Raw genomic sequence first — 13,184 nt, forward strand, 5'->3', positions numbered from 1 at the left:
GGTGGAACATATTGACCATATCCTTGTCGTCGATGACGACAGGGATATTCGTGAACTGATTGTCGATTATCTCATTAAGTCCGGTTATCGCGCCTCCGGCGCGGCGAACGGCAAAGAGATGCGTGCCGTGCTGGATAAACAGCATATCGACCTGGTAGTGCTGGATATCATGATGCCCGGTGACGACGGCCTTACGCTGTGTCGAGAGCTGCGCGTCGGGAAGTATAAAGATTTGCCCATTCTGATGCTGACCGCGCGTAACGAGGAGACGGACAGGATCCTGGGTCTGGAAATGGGGGCGGATGATTACGTCGTGAAGCCGTTTGTCGCGCGTGAACTGCTGGCGCGCATTAAAGCGATTTTACGGCGTTTTCGCGCGATGCCGCCCAATTTACAGGTGACGGAAGCAGGGCGTCTGGTGATGTTCGGTGAATGGCAGCTCGATACCGTCGCTCGCCACTTAATCGACCCGGAAGGGGTGATCGTCGCGCTCAGCGGAGCGGAGTATCGTCTGCTGCGCGTTTTCCTTGACCATCCGCAGCGCGTGCTGACCCGAGACCAATTGCTCAACCTGACGCAGGGGCGAGACGCCGAGCTGTTTGAACGCTCAATCGACCTGCTGGTTAGCCGGGTTCGCCAGCGTCTCAATGAAGATGCCCGCACGCCCGCCTATATCAAAACCGTGCGCAGCGAAGGCTACGTCTTTACGATGCCGGTGACCATCAAAGAGGTTAACGAATGACGATCTGGCCGCGCTCGCTGCTGGCCCGTTTGCTGCTCGTCGTGCTGGCCGGTCTGCTGCTGGCTAACGCCCTGAGCCTGACGCTGGTCATGGTTGAACGCATGCACAGCGCCCGCACGGTGATGCTCGGTAATCTGGAAAACGATGTCGCAACCAGCGTCGCCATTTTAGACCGCTTACCGGCCAGCGAACGCGCCGCCTGGCTGCCGCGGCTTGAACGAGGTAACTATCGTTATATCCTGGGCACAGGGGAACCCGGCGCAGCGCCGACGGATAAGCGTTCGCAGGACGCCATCAGAACCTTAAAAGCGACGCTGGCCGCGCATTACCCGCTTCGCTTTACCGCCGTTCCTGGCGCCATTTCACATATTCAGGCCCACCTTACGTTACGTGATGGCGCACCGCTGACCATTGACCTGATCCCGCGCATGCCGCCCGTCGCCAGCTGGCTACCGGTCGTCCTCATCCTGCAGCTGCTCGTACTGGCCGTCTGCGCCTGGATCGCCGTGCGGCAGGTGGTACGGCCTTTTTCACACTTTACCCGCGCGGTGGATGCGCTGGATCCGGCGGCCAGCACGCCTATGACGGAAAAAGGGCCGCTTGAGGTGCAGCGGGCAGCGCATGCCTTCAACGCCATGCAGGCGCGCATACAGTCTTATCTCCGGGAACGCGCGCAGATCCTGGCCTCGATTTCTCACGATCTCCAGACGCCCATTACCCGCATGAAGCTGCGCGTCGAAATGACCGGAGAGCCTGAACTTCGCGACAAGCTCCTGAACGACCTTGATAATATGTCTCGTCTGGTGCGGGAGGGCATTGCGTATGCCCGGTCATCGGAATCACTGGAGGAGACGTCACTGAAGCTGGAGCTGAACGCCTGGATCAACAGCATCGCCTGCGATTATCAGGACATCGGTAAAAACGTGCACTTTCCGGCAAGCGAAACCCGCTTGCCCATCGTCACGCGGCCGCAGGCGCTTCGCCGGGTGATGACCAACCTGCTGGATAACGCCCTCAAATTCGGCGAGCGTGCTGCGATTGCGATAGACGTTTCGTCGGACAGCGAGGTCATTATTCACATTATGGACGACGGACCGGGAATCCCCGAAGCCGAGCTGGAGGCGGTTCTGCAGCCGTTTTATCGGGTTGAAACCTCGCGTAACCGCGATACCGGCGGGACAGGACTCGGCCTGGCGATTGCCGCGCAGCTGACCGCACAGCTGGAAGGAAAACTCAGGCTGGCGAACCGCGCCGGGGGCGGACTGGATGTCGCCATTACGCTACCGCGTCGTTCGTAGAATTGTACGGCTTTGTATCTCCCGGCCTGGGCGATACAGAGCCAGACAAAACCCACGCGTTTACACATACCCTGAACACATCCGCACGATGAAATAGCCTCACTGCAGTGTCGCAGGACATGTCATGTGAGGTCACTATGTTTCTGGTAATCGCTTTTCTGGGCGGGATGATAAGCCTGCTCAGCCCATGTACGCTCCCGGTTATTCCACTCCTGTTCGCCGGTTTCCAGGGGCAGCGTCGGCATATTCTGGCCCTGCTTGCGGGGATGATCGTGATGTTCACCCTGGTGGCAATGGTCGTCACCGTCGCCAGCGAGTGGATAACAGAGGCAACCATTGTCGGGCGCTGGATCGCGCTCGTCATTCTGGCCACCGCCGCGCTGGCCTTGATTTTCCCGTCTTTCGCCCAGCGTATTGCGGGACCGGCCGTCATCGCGGGAAATGTTCTCAACAGCCGTAGCGGGCAAACGCGCGGAATGGCATCGGCTTTTCTGGCCGGGCTAGCGGTTGGGCTGCTCTGGTCTCCCTGCGCCGGGCCTATTCTGGGCGCGATTTTCAGCATTAATATTGCGGGGCATTCGGCCATCGCCACAGGCGCACTGCTTGCCGCCTATGGCAGCGGATGCGCGCTGATGCTGGGTCTACTCGTGTTCGGCGGACGCTCGCTGATGGCACCACTGAGAGCAAAATCGGCGCTAATGGCGAAGTTGCGTCAGGGTGCGGGGGTGGCGATGTTAGCCGCAGTCGTCCTGAACGCGACGGGGATGACTTCGCTACTGAAAGGGGCAAACGGCGTCGCGGACCGTCTTGAGACGGCGCTCTTGAATCTGGCGAAACCTGCCACCGCGCCGGTGAAGCTCCAGCCGGTAGTCATGACAGAGCCCAGCAGCCAGCTGCCTTCGCTAAGCGGTGGAACAGGGTGGATAAACGGTGACACTGTCACGTCTGAATCGTTACGTGGAAAGGTTGTACTGATTGATTTCTGGACGTGGGACTGCATTAATTGCCAGCATACGCTCCCCCATGTGCGGGAGTGGGCCACAAAGTACCAGCCGCAAGGTCTGGTGGTGATTGGCGTTCACACCCCGGAATATCCCTGGGAGAAACCGCTGTCGTCGGTTAAAAATGCGGTGAAGAAATGGCAACTGCCGTATCGGGTGGTGACGGATAACAACTATCAAATCTGGAATGCGTTCGGCAATCAGTACTGGCCAGCACATTACTATTTTGATGCCAAAGGGCAGCTGCGCTATACCGCCTTTGGCGAAGGTGACTATGAGCAACAGGAAAAGGTTATCCAGCAGCTGCTCAAAGAAGCCCGCTCATAATCGGATCAGGGCTGGCGTTGAGCCACGATAAACAACCTTGGAAAAGCCAGCAGTATCTGCCCGTTTTCCTGGAGCGGATACTGCTCTTCCAACAGTTCATGGTAGCGTTTCAGGAACCGTTTCTGCTCGCTCTCGTTCAGTTCCTGAAGCCAGGGGCGAAGGCCGGTGGCGCTTACCCAGTCAATAATCGCCTGATGAGAGCTCATTTTGTGATAATAGGTTGTCCGCCAGATATCCACGTCACAGCCAGCTTCAGACAGAATATCGTAATAAGCGTGTACGCCCGGCAGCGGTTCGCGGCCACGATCTGGGTAGTCTTGCTCCAGCGCCACTTCACGCATCGCCACATGGGTGGGTTCAAGCCAGTTATCAGGCATCTGGATCGCCAGCACGCCATTTAGCTTAAGCAGGGAGACTAGATGCGGCAGGAGATCGTAATGGTCCGGAATCCATTGCAGCGACGCGTTGGCATAAATCAGGCTCAGCGGCTGGCCGGGCGTGTACTGACGAATATCGGCCTCAACAAAATGGCAATCGGGTAAGGCGGCGCGTGCTTCCTCAAGCATGGCAGGGGAGTTATCGACCCCGGTGATGTGAGCAGAAGGCCAGCGATGCTTCAACAGCGCGGTGCTGTTTCCCGGTCCGCAGCCCAAATCCGCGATGGTAGCGGCCTCATCCAGAGGAACTCTGGCGAGCAGTTCTGCGGCCGGACGCGTTCTTTCTGCGCCAAATTGCATGTAAAGAGAAGGGTTCCAGTCGGCCATTATCAATTCTCCGTTTTGCATGTTTCTGCAAGAATAGCACAGGCAGATGCCTGCAAAGCGGTATTGGCGAGGGTGTTTGACCAGATGAAGCCAGCAGAGTCTGAAAATGAAGAGAGGTGCAAAAAAATAATAAAAAGGAAATATTACCCCTTAAAAGATTAAGGGGCAATACATTTATTGTAATTATTTTATGATTATTGTTTTTTAATATTTTATCGGCAAAGTGCTTCTTATGCTCTGTACCCGAAACTTTAAATATTAGATAATCATCGATGGGTATATCCCTGGTGTTTCGTAGATCTTTGACCTCTTGGCCGCTTAGTTTTGCGAGAACTTCGTGGTCAGGTACTTTTTAAGTATAGGGAATATGCAGCACAATGAAAGCTGTCCTAAAAGACAGGTGATAATAGTTTCAGGTGTTATTATCAGGAACAAGAGCATGAATTCTGTCATTGAATTTTTTTTACACGACTACGATGATTTACCCCCAGCATTAGCGCGCGAACTTTACCGACTCCGGAGAAAAACGTTTCGGGACCGACTCGACTGGAAAGTGGAATGCGTCGAAGGTATGGAGAAGGATCAATTTGATTCCCATAACACGACATATTTACTGGGTATGTATGATGGACAACTGTTATGCGGCGCACGATTTATTAACGCAACGCAGCCCACAATGATAAGCGAAATTTTTCATAATTATTTCGACAACCCCATTATTTTTCCCGCAGATGTTCCTTGTTGTGAAGTGAGCCGTTTATTTTTAGATAAAGAAATACGAGATTCCGCAAGTCTGCATGGCGTGCCCGCCAGTAAAGCATTGTTTCTTGCAATGAATATTTATTGCATGAAGAACAAATATCATGGAATGTATGCTGTAGCCAGTCGTGGAATGTATGCCATATTTCGCCATGCGAACTGGAAAGTTGAAGTTATTCAGCGCGGTGTTTCTGAAAAAGGCGAGGTTATTTACTATATTTATATGCCCGCCAGCACCAGCATTATTGAAGACATTATTAGCAAAGACAAATCCAGTCACTGGCTTCGCGAAATGCTCGAGCACTTACGCCATTTATAACCAGTGGCTGAGGCTCAGTCCTCCAGTAACCGGAGTTCCGTTCCAAGTTTTATTGCGTGCCTTGCATTATTCACGCCGAGCTTTTTCATGATGTTGCCCATATGGAATTTAACGGTGCGCTCAGCAATAGACAATATAACAGAAATTTCTGCGTACGTTTTTCCGGCGCTGACCCATTTAAGGATTTGGCGCTCACGTGGCGACAGGAAAACATTCTTTTTCTGCTGATGCTGACTATACAGATTGAGTGTCTTCTGGTGTAACTGAACAAGGAAACGTAGAAAATGCGGCCGATATTTTTCAATGTCAATCCCAGAATGCTTAGGACTGATGACGGATAAGACAACAAGATTATTCAAATAGTCATGCAGAGGAAACGTCTGTCCCTGATAAATATCATACTGGACACTTTCGTCGAAAATACGCGTCAGGTTATAACCATCTGACAGGACAACATCACTTTCCCAGAAAAAATCTTCCACACAGCGCAAAGCCCGAATGATAACAGGGTCAATGAACTGATATTTTTTTTCAAGGTAGATAGTAAACCACTCTGGACTGTTATTGATTATCCTCATCTGTGAGGGATCTTTCTTGTTCATAATGGCGTAGGCGAAGACGATCCCTTTGAAGTCCTCAAAAAACGCGTCCAGCTCACTCTGAATTTGCGTATTGATCGTTAAGTCGTTGTAATATGTATCCTTCACGTGAGTTGCTGCCTCCTGTACGAGTGGAGGAGCAAGTATAATATGCTTCGTTATCTGTAGCGAGTCGCATTTTAATCCAGTCAACAGATAAGACAGGCTGCCTCAACTGGCAGCCTCGTGAACGTTTGGGATTTTTGAATGGTAAATGCAGATGACTTAGGGAATTGTTGATGTTTTTATCGAATTTCGAAATCGTTCACTAAATATAGTAGGCTGCAAAATTTAGGAGGTTTTACGCTTTTCCCCCAGGTTCATACAAATTGAAATCAGGATTTAAACCAGTGGGTTACAGAATGCCTTTCAGGGCAATATGATAAAGCAGCATGATGGTTTTACCGTCGACAATCCTGCCGGTTTCAATGCGGCGTAATGCCTCTTCAAGCGTCACTTCCAGCACGTCGATATCTTCTCCCTCAGCCTTGATCCCGCCGCCGGCGCCGGTTCTGTCTTTCGGCTGATACTCGGCAAGATAAAAATAGAGTTTTTCCGTGACAGAGCCCGGGCTCATATAGGCTTCAAAGATTTTCTCTACGCGCGTAACGTGGAATCCGGTCTCTTCTTCCGCTTCTGCTTTGATGCGGCTTTCAGGATCCATGTTGTCCAGCAATCCCGCCGCCGCTTCAATTAAATCGTCCTCATGGCCGTTAATAAAAACAGGGAAGCGGAACTGGCGCGTCAGGATGACCGTCTTTTTCTCACGGTTGTAGAGAAGAATCGTCGCGCCGTTGCCACGGTCATAGACTTCCCGCTGTTGCCGCTGCCATTCGCCATCACGGCGCTGCAGGTCGAAGGTGTATTTTTTAAGGATGTACCAGTTATCTGACAGGGTTTCACTGTTAATGATGCGCACATCTGCACGTTTTGATTGCACGATTGTTCCTCCTTACGTAGAGTAATACTCATAAACAGCAATATCATGCACTTTCAAGGCAAAACATGCAACATCAGGAAAACAGGATGCTCACTCGTCAGCGAAAACAATTGATCCTTGAAAAGCTGGGTGCCGAAGGTCAGGTCCAGTCAAAAGCGCTCAGCATTCTTTTCGACGTCTCTGAAGACACTATCCGGCGCGATCTCCGCGAGCTGGCGGCAGAAGGGCGTTTGCAGCGTGTTCACGGCGGCGCACTACCGTCATCTTCCGCAATTGCTTCGTTTGCCGAACGGCAATCCATGAAGATGGATGCAAAAAAAAGGGTGGCCCGGAAAGGGGCACAGCTGATTTCATCAGGCCAGGTGGTGATTATCGACGGTGGCACGACAACCTCGGAGCTGATTACCTTTTTCCCGCCTGACTTGCGCATCACCGTGGTGACGCACAGCCCGAGTATTGCTCTGGGGCTTGTTGATCATCCTGCCATTGAGGTGATTTTGATCGGCGGACGGTTGTATAAACACTCGATTGTTGCGGTCGGCGCGGCGGCCATCGAAGGCATAGAGAATATTCATGCAGATCTGTTCTTTATGGGCGTGACCGGTATTCATCCGGATGCGGGGCTGACAACCGGCGATTTCGAAGAGGCATGCATCAAACGTGCATTTTCCGGCAGAGCCGCGGAAACGGTCGTTCTGGCGTCTCCGGAAAAGATCAACACCGCGTCGTCGTTTGTGATTGGCGATGTATCATCAGTGAATACCATCATCGTTGAAGACGGTACAGATAAGGAGTGGATCCGCGCGGTATCGGAAAAGGGGGTATCCGTCGTGCTGGCCTCAGATCGTGACAGCCTCTGACAGCCAGCGACTGGCTGTCAGGATTTAGCTTCTAAATGACTTTCCGGCGCATGGCATACGGCTTCGATGTTATGACCATCAGGCGAGATGACAAAAGCGGCATAGTAATTTTCACCATAGGAACGTAGCCCCGGCTCACCGTTATCACGTCCGCCAGCGCCCAGCGCGGCATGGTAAAAATCATCTACCTGCTGACGGGTCTTGGCCACAAACGCCAGATGCAGAGGCGCTGGTTTGTCATTTGTCTGGAAAAGGCAAAGCGAAACGTCGCCAGAGCTCATCTCAACACCATAATCCGGCGCGCCTTCATCGACGAGTTCAACACCAAGCGGACGAAGCGCCTCGAGGAAGAAGGTTTTACTTTTTTCATAATCGCTGACGCCAAATTTCACATGATCAAACATTATCGACTCCTTGAAAGCGATAGAGAAATGAAGAGTATAGAAGGTGGCAGGAGTCGAATATGAGCACAGGTGCGTCTATGTGACAGATATCTCGTTACATAGCAGACCGTTTCCGTCCAACAAATGTCCAGCGCAGGTAATCGTAAACCCAGTTAAACAGCATCGTGTACGGCAGGAAAAACAGTACCAAACCAATCTCAACAAAAAATGCCTCCGTCATCGTTAAATGCAGCATCACCATGGCCACAGGAATTAACGTGATGATAAGTCCGGCTTCGAAACAGGCCGCATGGAGCGCGCGGACGAGGAACGTTCTTTCAAACTGGTAATTTTCTGAAGAGCGTCAAAGAATTTGTTAAACACAAAATTCCAGGCCGTGGCGGTAAGCGCGGATATCACGGACAGCGAGCCAGACTGGAGTACCGACACGTTCATCAGCCAGGCAAGCGACAGCGCGATGATAATGTTGGCCGTGACTTCAAAAATGACCGCGTGGAAAATCCTTTCTCTAAAGCTTTTATCTAATTCAATTTCCATAAGTTTACGGCAGCAGTGGGCAAAGGCTGAAGTATATCAAACGTCTTTCAACCATGTGTAAACGTAGACGTTGGGTCGTGCGGGGCCTCGACACAAATCATGCTTGAAAAGGTGGCTTCACATGATTCAATGGACCAGGTCAATCATGACCGCAGAAATGCAGATTTTGCCTCCACTTACGTTAGTGCGCATAATGTATATTATGTTAAATGACATCTGATAGCCAATCACGAGCCGATACATCAATCTGTTATTAATTCTGACCACCCTCTCGCTTCTCGTCTTTCACTGTCGATAACGACGATTTGTGAAAAAAACTCAAAACACCATTCGAGGGCGCATGCTGGTTCCCTTCATGTCAGTGCAATACCCTGTCACATACAGAATTGCTGGCAATAAAAGAAGGAACACAGAATGAAGTATGTGAATCTGGGTCGTAGCGGTTTGCAAGTCTCCCGTCTTTGCCTCGGTTGTATGAGCTATGGTGAACCTGAACGCCTGCCTCAACCCTGGTCCCTGGATGAAAAAGCGTCACGACCGCTCATCCGTCAGGCGCTTGAAGCGGGCATTAATTTTTTTGATACCGCGAATATCTACTCGGGCGGAAGTTCTGAAGAGATCACAGGAAAAGCGCTGAAAGAAATGGCCAGACGCGACGAGATCGTTGTGGCGACAAAGACCTTCTTTCCGTGGCGCAACTCACCCAATACCGGGTTTCTTTCCCGCAAGGCCATTTTTCAGTCTATTGACGATAGCCTGATGCGCTTAGGTATGGATTATGTGGATCTCTTTCAGATTCACCGCTTTGACCACTCCACGCCTGTTGAAGAGACCATGGAGGCTCTGCATGACCTCGTTAAATCAGGAAAAGTACGTTACATCGGCGCATCATCTATGGAAGCCTGGCGCTTTGCAAAAATGCAGCATACTGCAGAGCGTAACGGCTGGACTCGATTTATCACGATGCAACCGCAATACAACCTGCTTTACCGGGAAGAAGAGCGCGAGATGTTGCCCCTGTGTGAAGACCAGGGCGTTGGAGTGATCCCCTGGAGTCCGATGGCACGCGGCAGGCTCACGCGCGACTGGAGTGTCACGTCCCGACGAACGCAAAACGATGCCTTTGCGTTAAAAATGTATGAGAACGCAGCCCTTCTGGATAAGCCCGTTATTGATGTTGTTGCCAGCATTGCTGAAAAGCACCATGTGCCAAGAGCCCATGTTGCACTTGCCTGGTTGCTATCAAAAACGGTCATCGCAGCCCCGATCATTGGCGCGACCAAACCAGAACATCTTTCCACGGCTATCAGCGCACTGGACTTTTCACTTAGCGATGCTGAAATCACGGAACTCGAGGCACTCTATCTGCCGCACCCCGTCGACGGGATCATTCCCCCGCTTCCTGATACGCCCCCTTCACTCACGCCGCCTTCAGCAATACAGAACCGTTAACACCCTTCCCTGGCCCGGCGTTGCCGGGTCTCATTCTTTTCAAGAATAACGAAGCACACCGTTTTCAGTGAGAGGCGATGAGTGGATGGACTTGTGAAAAAAATTCAGCAACGGATTAGCGCTAATCGGTCTATGGTGTATATCATTTCCGTATCAACGCAGTCGGGCGTTAAGGCACAAGGAAAAGGATTCTGTATGCAAATAAGCAGAGCTGATGTTGCCGATCTCATTTATTTCATGGCTATTGCACGTCATCGCAGTTTCAGCCGTGCTGCCATTGAATTAGGTGTCAGTGCATCAGCGCTTAGTCATGCCCTGAAGGGGCTGGAAACCCGGCTCGGGGTTCGCCTGCTTAATCGCACGACCAAGAGCGTCACCCCTACGGCAGCAGGTGAAGAACTGGTTCAGTCTGTCCTTCAGCCTTTCGACATAATAGAAGGCGCGCTTGAATCGCTTAACAAGTATCGTAATACCCCTGGCGGACGTATCCGCATCAATGCTGCCGTTGAAGCGGCCAATCTTTTGCTTGCGCCAGTTATGCCCGCGTTTATGGATCGCTATCCCGATATTGAAATCGATATTGTGGCCAGCAACCGTATGGTTGACGTCACTGATGCGGGCTTCGATGCCGGTATCCGCTATGGTGGCACCGTCCCGGAAGACATGGTTGCCCGGCGTTTATCTGCCGATATTCGCTGGGTTATCGCCGCATCCCCAGACTACCTGGAACGTTACGGAACGCCTGAACATCCTGATGATTTATTACACCATCGCTGTATAAGCAATCGTCTCGGCGACGATCGGATTTATCGCTGGGAACTTGAGCGAGACGGCGAAACGTACCAAATCACTGTGCCAGGCTCTGTGACGGTCAATCAGGCTGAAACGGGCCTTGTGGCCGTCTTAGGCGGAGCCGGCCTGATGTATTTTCCGGAGCCTCTTGTTGCACCCTATGTGAAGGATGGACGGCTCCGCCTGGTGCTTACGGAATGGTCCCCGCTGGAGGAAGGTTTTTATATCTATTATTCAAGCCGCCGGCAACTGCCGACCGGGCTTCGCCTTCTGATTGAGTTCATACAGGAGGCCAGGCCGCTGGGTTTGTGAAATAGCGCTTCCATGCGGGACGATGCAATGTCGTCTTTATCGCCCCGTAGCGGATATCATAAAATCAATCAGGGCCTTCACTCTTTTAAAAGCCGTATAATCAAATGATTAAAATTTTATCCCTTCGCCTGAAACACTGTAACGCGCTGGCCAACAGCATGAGCAATGCCTCCCCGACACAGCTGCAGCAGTTTAAGACGCAATTGTCCGAACAGATGGGTAAGCCTGTGGGACTACATACCATGGGTATTCCGGCAGCGATCAGTACGCTCGGGGTGATTGTCAGTTTCGCCATTCCGCAGCTGTGGTTGGGCTATGGCGTACTCGCCGCACTCAGCCAGCCAGCTGAACGCGTATTCGTGTGGGTTGTGCTGGTCGCCCTGCTTTTCGCTGGCATCAACGGCGTCACGATGTTCATGATTGGCAAAGGCAGCATGCGCGCCGTACGGATACATCTTGCGCTGGCGGTGATAAGCCTGGTATTAACGGCAGCCTATCTGCTGGCCGCGCTGATCGGTAGCCCTTTTCCGGGCGTCAGTCTGACTGCGGCACTGGTGAGTATCGTCATGTTATTGCTTAGTGGTAGCGCTATCCTCTCCACAGCCTTTTATAAGATGCTGCTATTTACTCTGCATAATCGCGCCTGGCGCAAGCTGATCAGACAGACTCGCGATGCACATATGCCACGCTAAGCCTGCCCCTCGTAAACATCCCGCCCCATTATCCCAGACGCGATATCCTTGACCTCGCCTCGTCCAGATGGCTGCGCAATGCGGCAAGACATGGTGCAAAATTGGCAGAAAAGCGGCCGCAACTGCTGGCCAGCGTATAAAAGCGCTCGGCCAGCGCCAGTGCTTCATGCCAGGTTTCTCCCGCGATCGCGTCAATAAGCGTAGCCGGACGCAGCGTATTCACCAGTGCGCCTCCTGATTTCGGGGCAAATCCCATGGGCAGCATGTCATAGGCAGGAGCAAGATCGTAAGGCCGTCCATGGGAACTGATAAACGACAGATTACCGTGGTGCATGTCGGTATTGCCGATCAGCATACCAAACGCCCAAAGCCTTGACGTGCTGGCGACCGCATCCTGGTGAACACAGCCCTGCTTTGCCAGCTCATTCGCCAGTACCGGCCACGATTCTCTTGCCCTGCCGACAAACTCCGCCTCGAGCGCACGTAAAGAAAAGAGTCCCTTACGACCAAGGGGTCCCGTACGGTCGAACCGCGGGATCTCAAGGAAGCGCTGTCCGCCAAAATCAAACACCTCGGTTTCGACGCCAAGCACGCTTAACGCAAGATGTTCTGCTAGCAAAAGGTCTCGCCAGCGTTCGCTTACAGGGTTATCGTCCGGTGCCGTGAATTTCACAATGACGTGGCCACGTTCTGTATAAGTACAGAACTTCGGCTGTTCACCCCCAGCAGAGGAGCCCGGTAATTCGCCCGCGCTCACGGCCTGCGCCAGCGACGGGTATGCGGTTGCGCGGTCCACCGCAACAGGCGACGGCATCTCTACAAAATGATTCCTCGCCTGTTCTCCGATTAACAGGTTCCCCACCGCATCGTGCCCATGAGCGAGCAAAGCCCTGATAACGTCAGTATCACTCCAGTTATCTGGATTTGGCGGCAGGCCCAGCTCGGATGAAAATCGCGAGGCGTACGCGCGGCCAAGGTATCCCTGAGGCCGCATGTCAAACAACCACCACGGCAACCCATCGCTATGGAGGCACACATTGTCCGTTTGCGCCATTACAAAACCGTCTGGATAAACCGGAATGAGTTTACCCAGCGATTTAACCTGACCCTCTTCCGTGATGCGGTAGACAGGAGCCGAACTGAATCCTCGATGTGTATCCCGCAGCACATAGTGAATAGATGGACCGGAGCCAATGCGAACCACCTCATCGCCAAGCGCTTTAATCGATCGTGAAACGGTAGGCTGACTAATACCCATAATATCAGTCAGTTGCCTTACCGATACCGGGCCTTGTCTCAGCAATTGTCGTAGTGTTTCGGATCGATTAATCATGGTTTTGAATAGCT

At 52.3% G+C, this 13,184-nt stretch carries 14 protein-coding genes and 1 pseudogene; 8 read left to right on the forward strand and 7 right to left on the reverse strand.

The window, feature by feature from the left end; translation table 11 throughout:
* Position 1 precedes the first annotated feature (1 nt).
* The 3 genes from FHC48_RS00280 (at position 2) to FHC48_RS00290 (ending at position 3,368) form a co-directional block, all read left to right on the forward strand.
* Positions 2–742: a response regulator gene (locus FHC48_RS00280; protein ID WP_047748919.1), complete on the forward strand. Its 741-nt coding sequence runs from the start codon at positions 2–4 to the stop codon at positions 740–742.
* A complete protein-coding gene (locus FHC48_RS00285; RefSeq protein ID WP_059364028.1) occupies positions 739–2,040 on the forward strand; it encodes an ATP-binding protein in 1,302 nt (433 codons plus the stop codon). Before FHC48_RS00280 ends, FHC48_RS00285 begins: the two co-directional genes overlap by 4 nt.
* Before the next feature lie 137 nt (positions 2,041–2,177).
* Positions 2,178–3,368 carry a cytochrome c biogenesis protein/redoxin gene (locus FHC48_RS00290; protein ID WP_220418729.1) on the forward strand — a complete coding sequence of 397 codons (1,191 nt, stop codon included), beginning with the start codon at positions 2,178–2,180 and terminating at the stop codon, positions 3,366–3,368.
* 5 nt (positions 3,369–3,373) lie between these two features.
* Here the strand turns inward: FHC48_RS00290 and tam are convergent, their stop codons facing one another.
* Complete coding sequence (tam, locus tag FHC48_RS00295) at positions 3,374–4,132, reverse strand: trans-aconitate 2-methyltransferase (protein WP_059364031.1); 759 nt, start codon at positions 4,130–4,132, stop codon at positions 3,374–3,376.
* Positions 4,133–4,571: 439 nt separating this feature from the next.
* Between tam and FHC48_RS00300 the strand changes: the two genes are divergently transcribed.
* Complete coding sequence (locus FHC48_RS00300; protein WP_032674790.1) at positions 4,572–5,210, forward strand: acyl-homoserine-lactone synthase; 639 nt, start codon at positions 4,572–4,574, stop codon at positions 5,208–5,210.
* Positions 5,211–5,224: 14 nt separating this feature from the next.
* Here FHC48_RS00300 and FHC48_RS00305 read toward each other — a convergent pair whose 3' ends face one another.
* Both FHC48_RS00305 and FHC48_RS00310 read right to left on the reverse strand, forming a co-directional pair.
* Positions 5,225–5,917 (reverse strand): LuxR family transcriptional regulator, encoded by a 693-nt coding sequence (locus FHC48_RS00305; protein WP_008503218.1) that lies wholly within the window; start codon positions 5,915–5,917, stop codon positions 5,225–5,227.
* 286 nt (positions 5,918–6,203) lie between these two features.
* Positions 6,204–6,788, reverse strand: a complete 585-nt coding sequence (locus tag FHC48_RS00310) for an NUDIX domain-containing protein (RefSeq protein WP_059364032.1) — start codon at positions 6,786–6,788, stop codon at positions 6,204–6,206.
* Positions 6,789–6,874: 86 nt separating this feature from the next.
* Here FHC48_RS00310 and FHC48_RS00315 point away from each other — a divergent pair, with 86 nt between their 5' ends.
* The gene (locus FHC48_RS00315; protein WP_059364033.1) at positions 6,875–7,648 is read left to right on the forward strand and encodes a DeoR/GlpR family DNA-binding transcription regulator; all 774 of its coding nucleotides are present in this window, start codon (positions 6,875–6,877) and stop codon (positions 7,646–7,648) included.
* A 17-nt stretch (positions 7,649–7,665) separates the two neighbouring features.
* Here FHC48_RS00315 and FHC48_RS00320 read toward each other — a convergent pair whose 3' ends face one another.
* From FHC48_RS00320 to FHC48_RS23405, 3 genes and pseudogenes are all read right to left on the reverse strand, one after another.
* On the reverse strand, positions 7,666–8,052 hold the full coding sequence (locus tag FHC48_RS00320) for a VOC family protein (RefSeq protein ID WP_021242482.1): 387 nt from the start codon (positions 8,050–8,052) through the stop codon (positions 7,666–7,668).
* Positions 8,053–8,146: 94 nt separating this feature from the next.
* Positions 8,147–8,326 (reverse strand): annotated as a pseudogene (locus FHC48_RS23400) (chlorhexidine efflux transporter); the annotation flags it as partial.
* Positions 8,305–8,589, reverse strand: coding sequence for a chlorhexidine efflux transporter (locus tag FHC48_RS23405; RefSeq protein ID WP_259281104.1), 285 nt, complete (start codon positions 8,587–8,589; stop codon positions 8,305–8,307). The gene FHC48_RS23405 and the pseudogene FHC48_RS23400, both read right to left, overlap by 22 nt.
* 414 nt (positions 8,590–9,003) lie before the next feature.
* Here FHC48_RS23405 and FHC48_RS00330 point away from each other — a divergent pair, with 414 nt between their 5' ends.
* The 3 genes from FHC48_RS00330 to FHC48_RS00340 all read left to right on the forward strand — a co-directional run bounded on the left by FHC48_RS00330 (position 9,004) and on the right by FHC48_RS00340 (position 11,837).
* Positions 9,004–10,041, forward strand: a complete 1,038-nt coding sequence (locus tag FHC48_RS00330) for an aldo/keto reductase (RefSeq protein ID WP_059363666.1) — start codon at positions 9,004–9,006, stop codon at positions 10,039–10,041.
* Between the two features lie 195 nt (positions 10,042–10,236).
* A complete protein-coding gene (locus FHC48_RS00335; protein WP_032651774.1) occupies positions 10,237–11,145 on the forward strand; it encodes a LysR family transcriptional regulator in 909 nt (302 codons plus the stop codon).
* 104 nt (positions 11,146–11,249) lie between these two features.
* Positions 11,250–11,837 (forward strand): hypothetical protein, encoded by a 588-nt coding sequence (locus tag FHC48_RS00340; RefSeq protein ID WP_021240134.1) that lies wholly within the window; start codon positions 11,250–11,252, stop codon positions 11,835–11,837.
* A gap of 28 nt (positions 11,838–11,865) precedes the next feature.
* Here FHC48_RS00340 and yjjJ read toward each other — a convergent pair whose 3' ends face one another.
* Entirely contained in the window at positions 11,866–13,170 is a 1,305-nt protein-coding gene (gene yjjJ / locus FHC48_RS00345; RefSeq protein WP_059363664.1) for a type II toxin-antitoxin system HipA family toxin YjjJ, read from the reverse strand.
* Positions 13,171–13,184: the final 14 nt, after the last annotated feature.

Origin of the sequence: Enterobacter sp. EC_50 (assembly GCF_019584525.1) — a bacterium.
In the GTDB taxonomy this organism is placed as follows: domain Bacteria; phylum Pseudomonadota; class Gammaproteobacteria; order Enterobacterales; family Enterobacteriaceae; genus Enterobacter; species Enterobacter roggenkampii.

What these genes read in the sequence shown, in the direction of transcription:
- FHC48_RS00290 (WP_220418729.1), top strand. Translation starts at nt 2,178, where the DNA reads ATGTTTCTGGTAATCGCTTTTCTGGGCGGGATGATAAGCCTGCTCAGC.
- FHC48_RS23405 (WP_259281104.1), bottom strand. Translation starts at nt 8,589, where the DNA reads ATGGAAATTGAATTAGATAAAAGCTTTAGAGAAAGGATTTTCCACGCG.
- FHC48_RS00335 (WP_032651774.1), top strand. Translation starts at nt 10,237, where the DNA reads ATGCAAATAAGCAGAGCTGATGTTGCCGATCTCATTTATTTCATGGCT.
- FHC48_RS00330 (WP_059363666.1), top strand. Translation starts at nt 9,004, where the DNA reads ATGAAGTATGTGAATCTGGGTCGTAGCGGTTTGCAAGTCTCCCGTCTT.
- FHC48_RS00315 (WP_059364033.1), top strand. Translation starts at nt 6,875, where the DNA reads ATGCTCACTCGTCAGCGAAAACAATTGATCCTTGAAAAGCTGGGTGCC.
- tam (WP_059364031.1), bottom strand. Translation starts at nt 4,132, where the DNA reads ATGGCCGACTGGAACCCTTCTCTTTACATGCAATTTGGCGCAGAAAGA.
- yjjJ (WP_059363664.1), bottom strand. Translation starts at nt 13,170, where the DNA reads ATGATTAATCGATCCGAAACACTACGACAATTGCTGAGACAAGGCCCG.
- FHC48_RS00285 (WP_059364028.1), top strand. Translation starts at nt 739, where the DNA reads ATGACGATCTGGCCGCGCTCGCTGCTGGCCCGTTTGCTGCTCGTCGTG.
- FHC48_RS00340 (WP_021240134.1), top strand. Translation starts at nt 11,250, where the DNA reads ATGATTAAAATTTTATCCCTTCGCCTGAAACACTGTAACGCGCTGGCC.
- FHC48_RS00300 (WP_032674790.1), top strand. Translation starts at nt 4,572, where the DNA reads ATGAATTCTGTCATTGAATTTTTTTTACACGACTACGATGATTTACCC.
- FHC48_RS00320 (WP_021242482.1), bottom strand. Translation starts at nt 8,052, where the DNA reads ATGTTTGATCATGTGAAATTTGGCGTCAGCGATTATGAAAAAAGTAAA.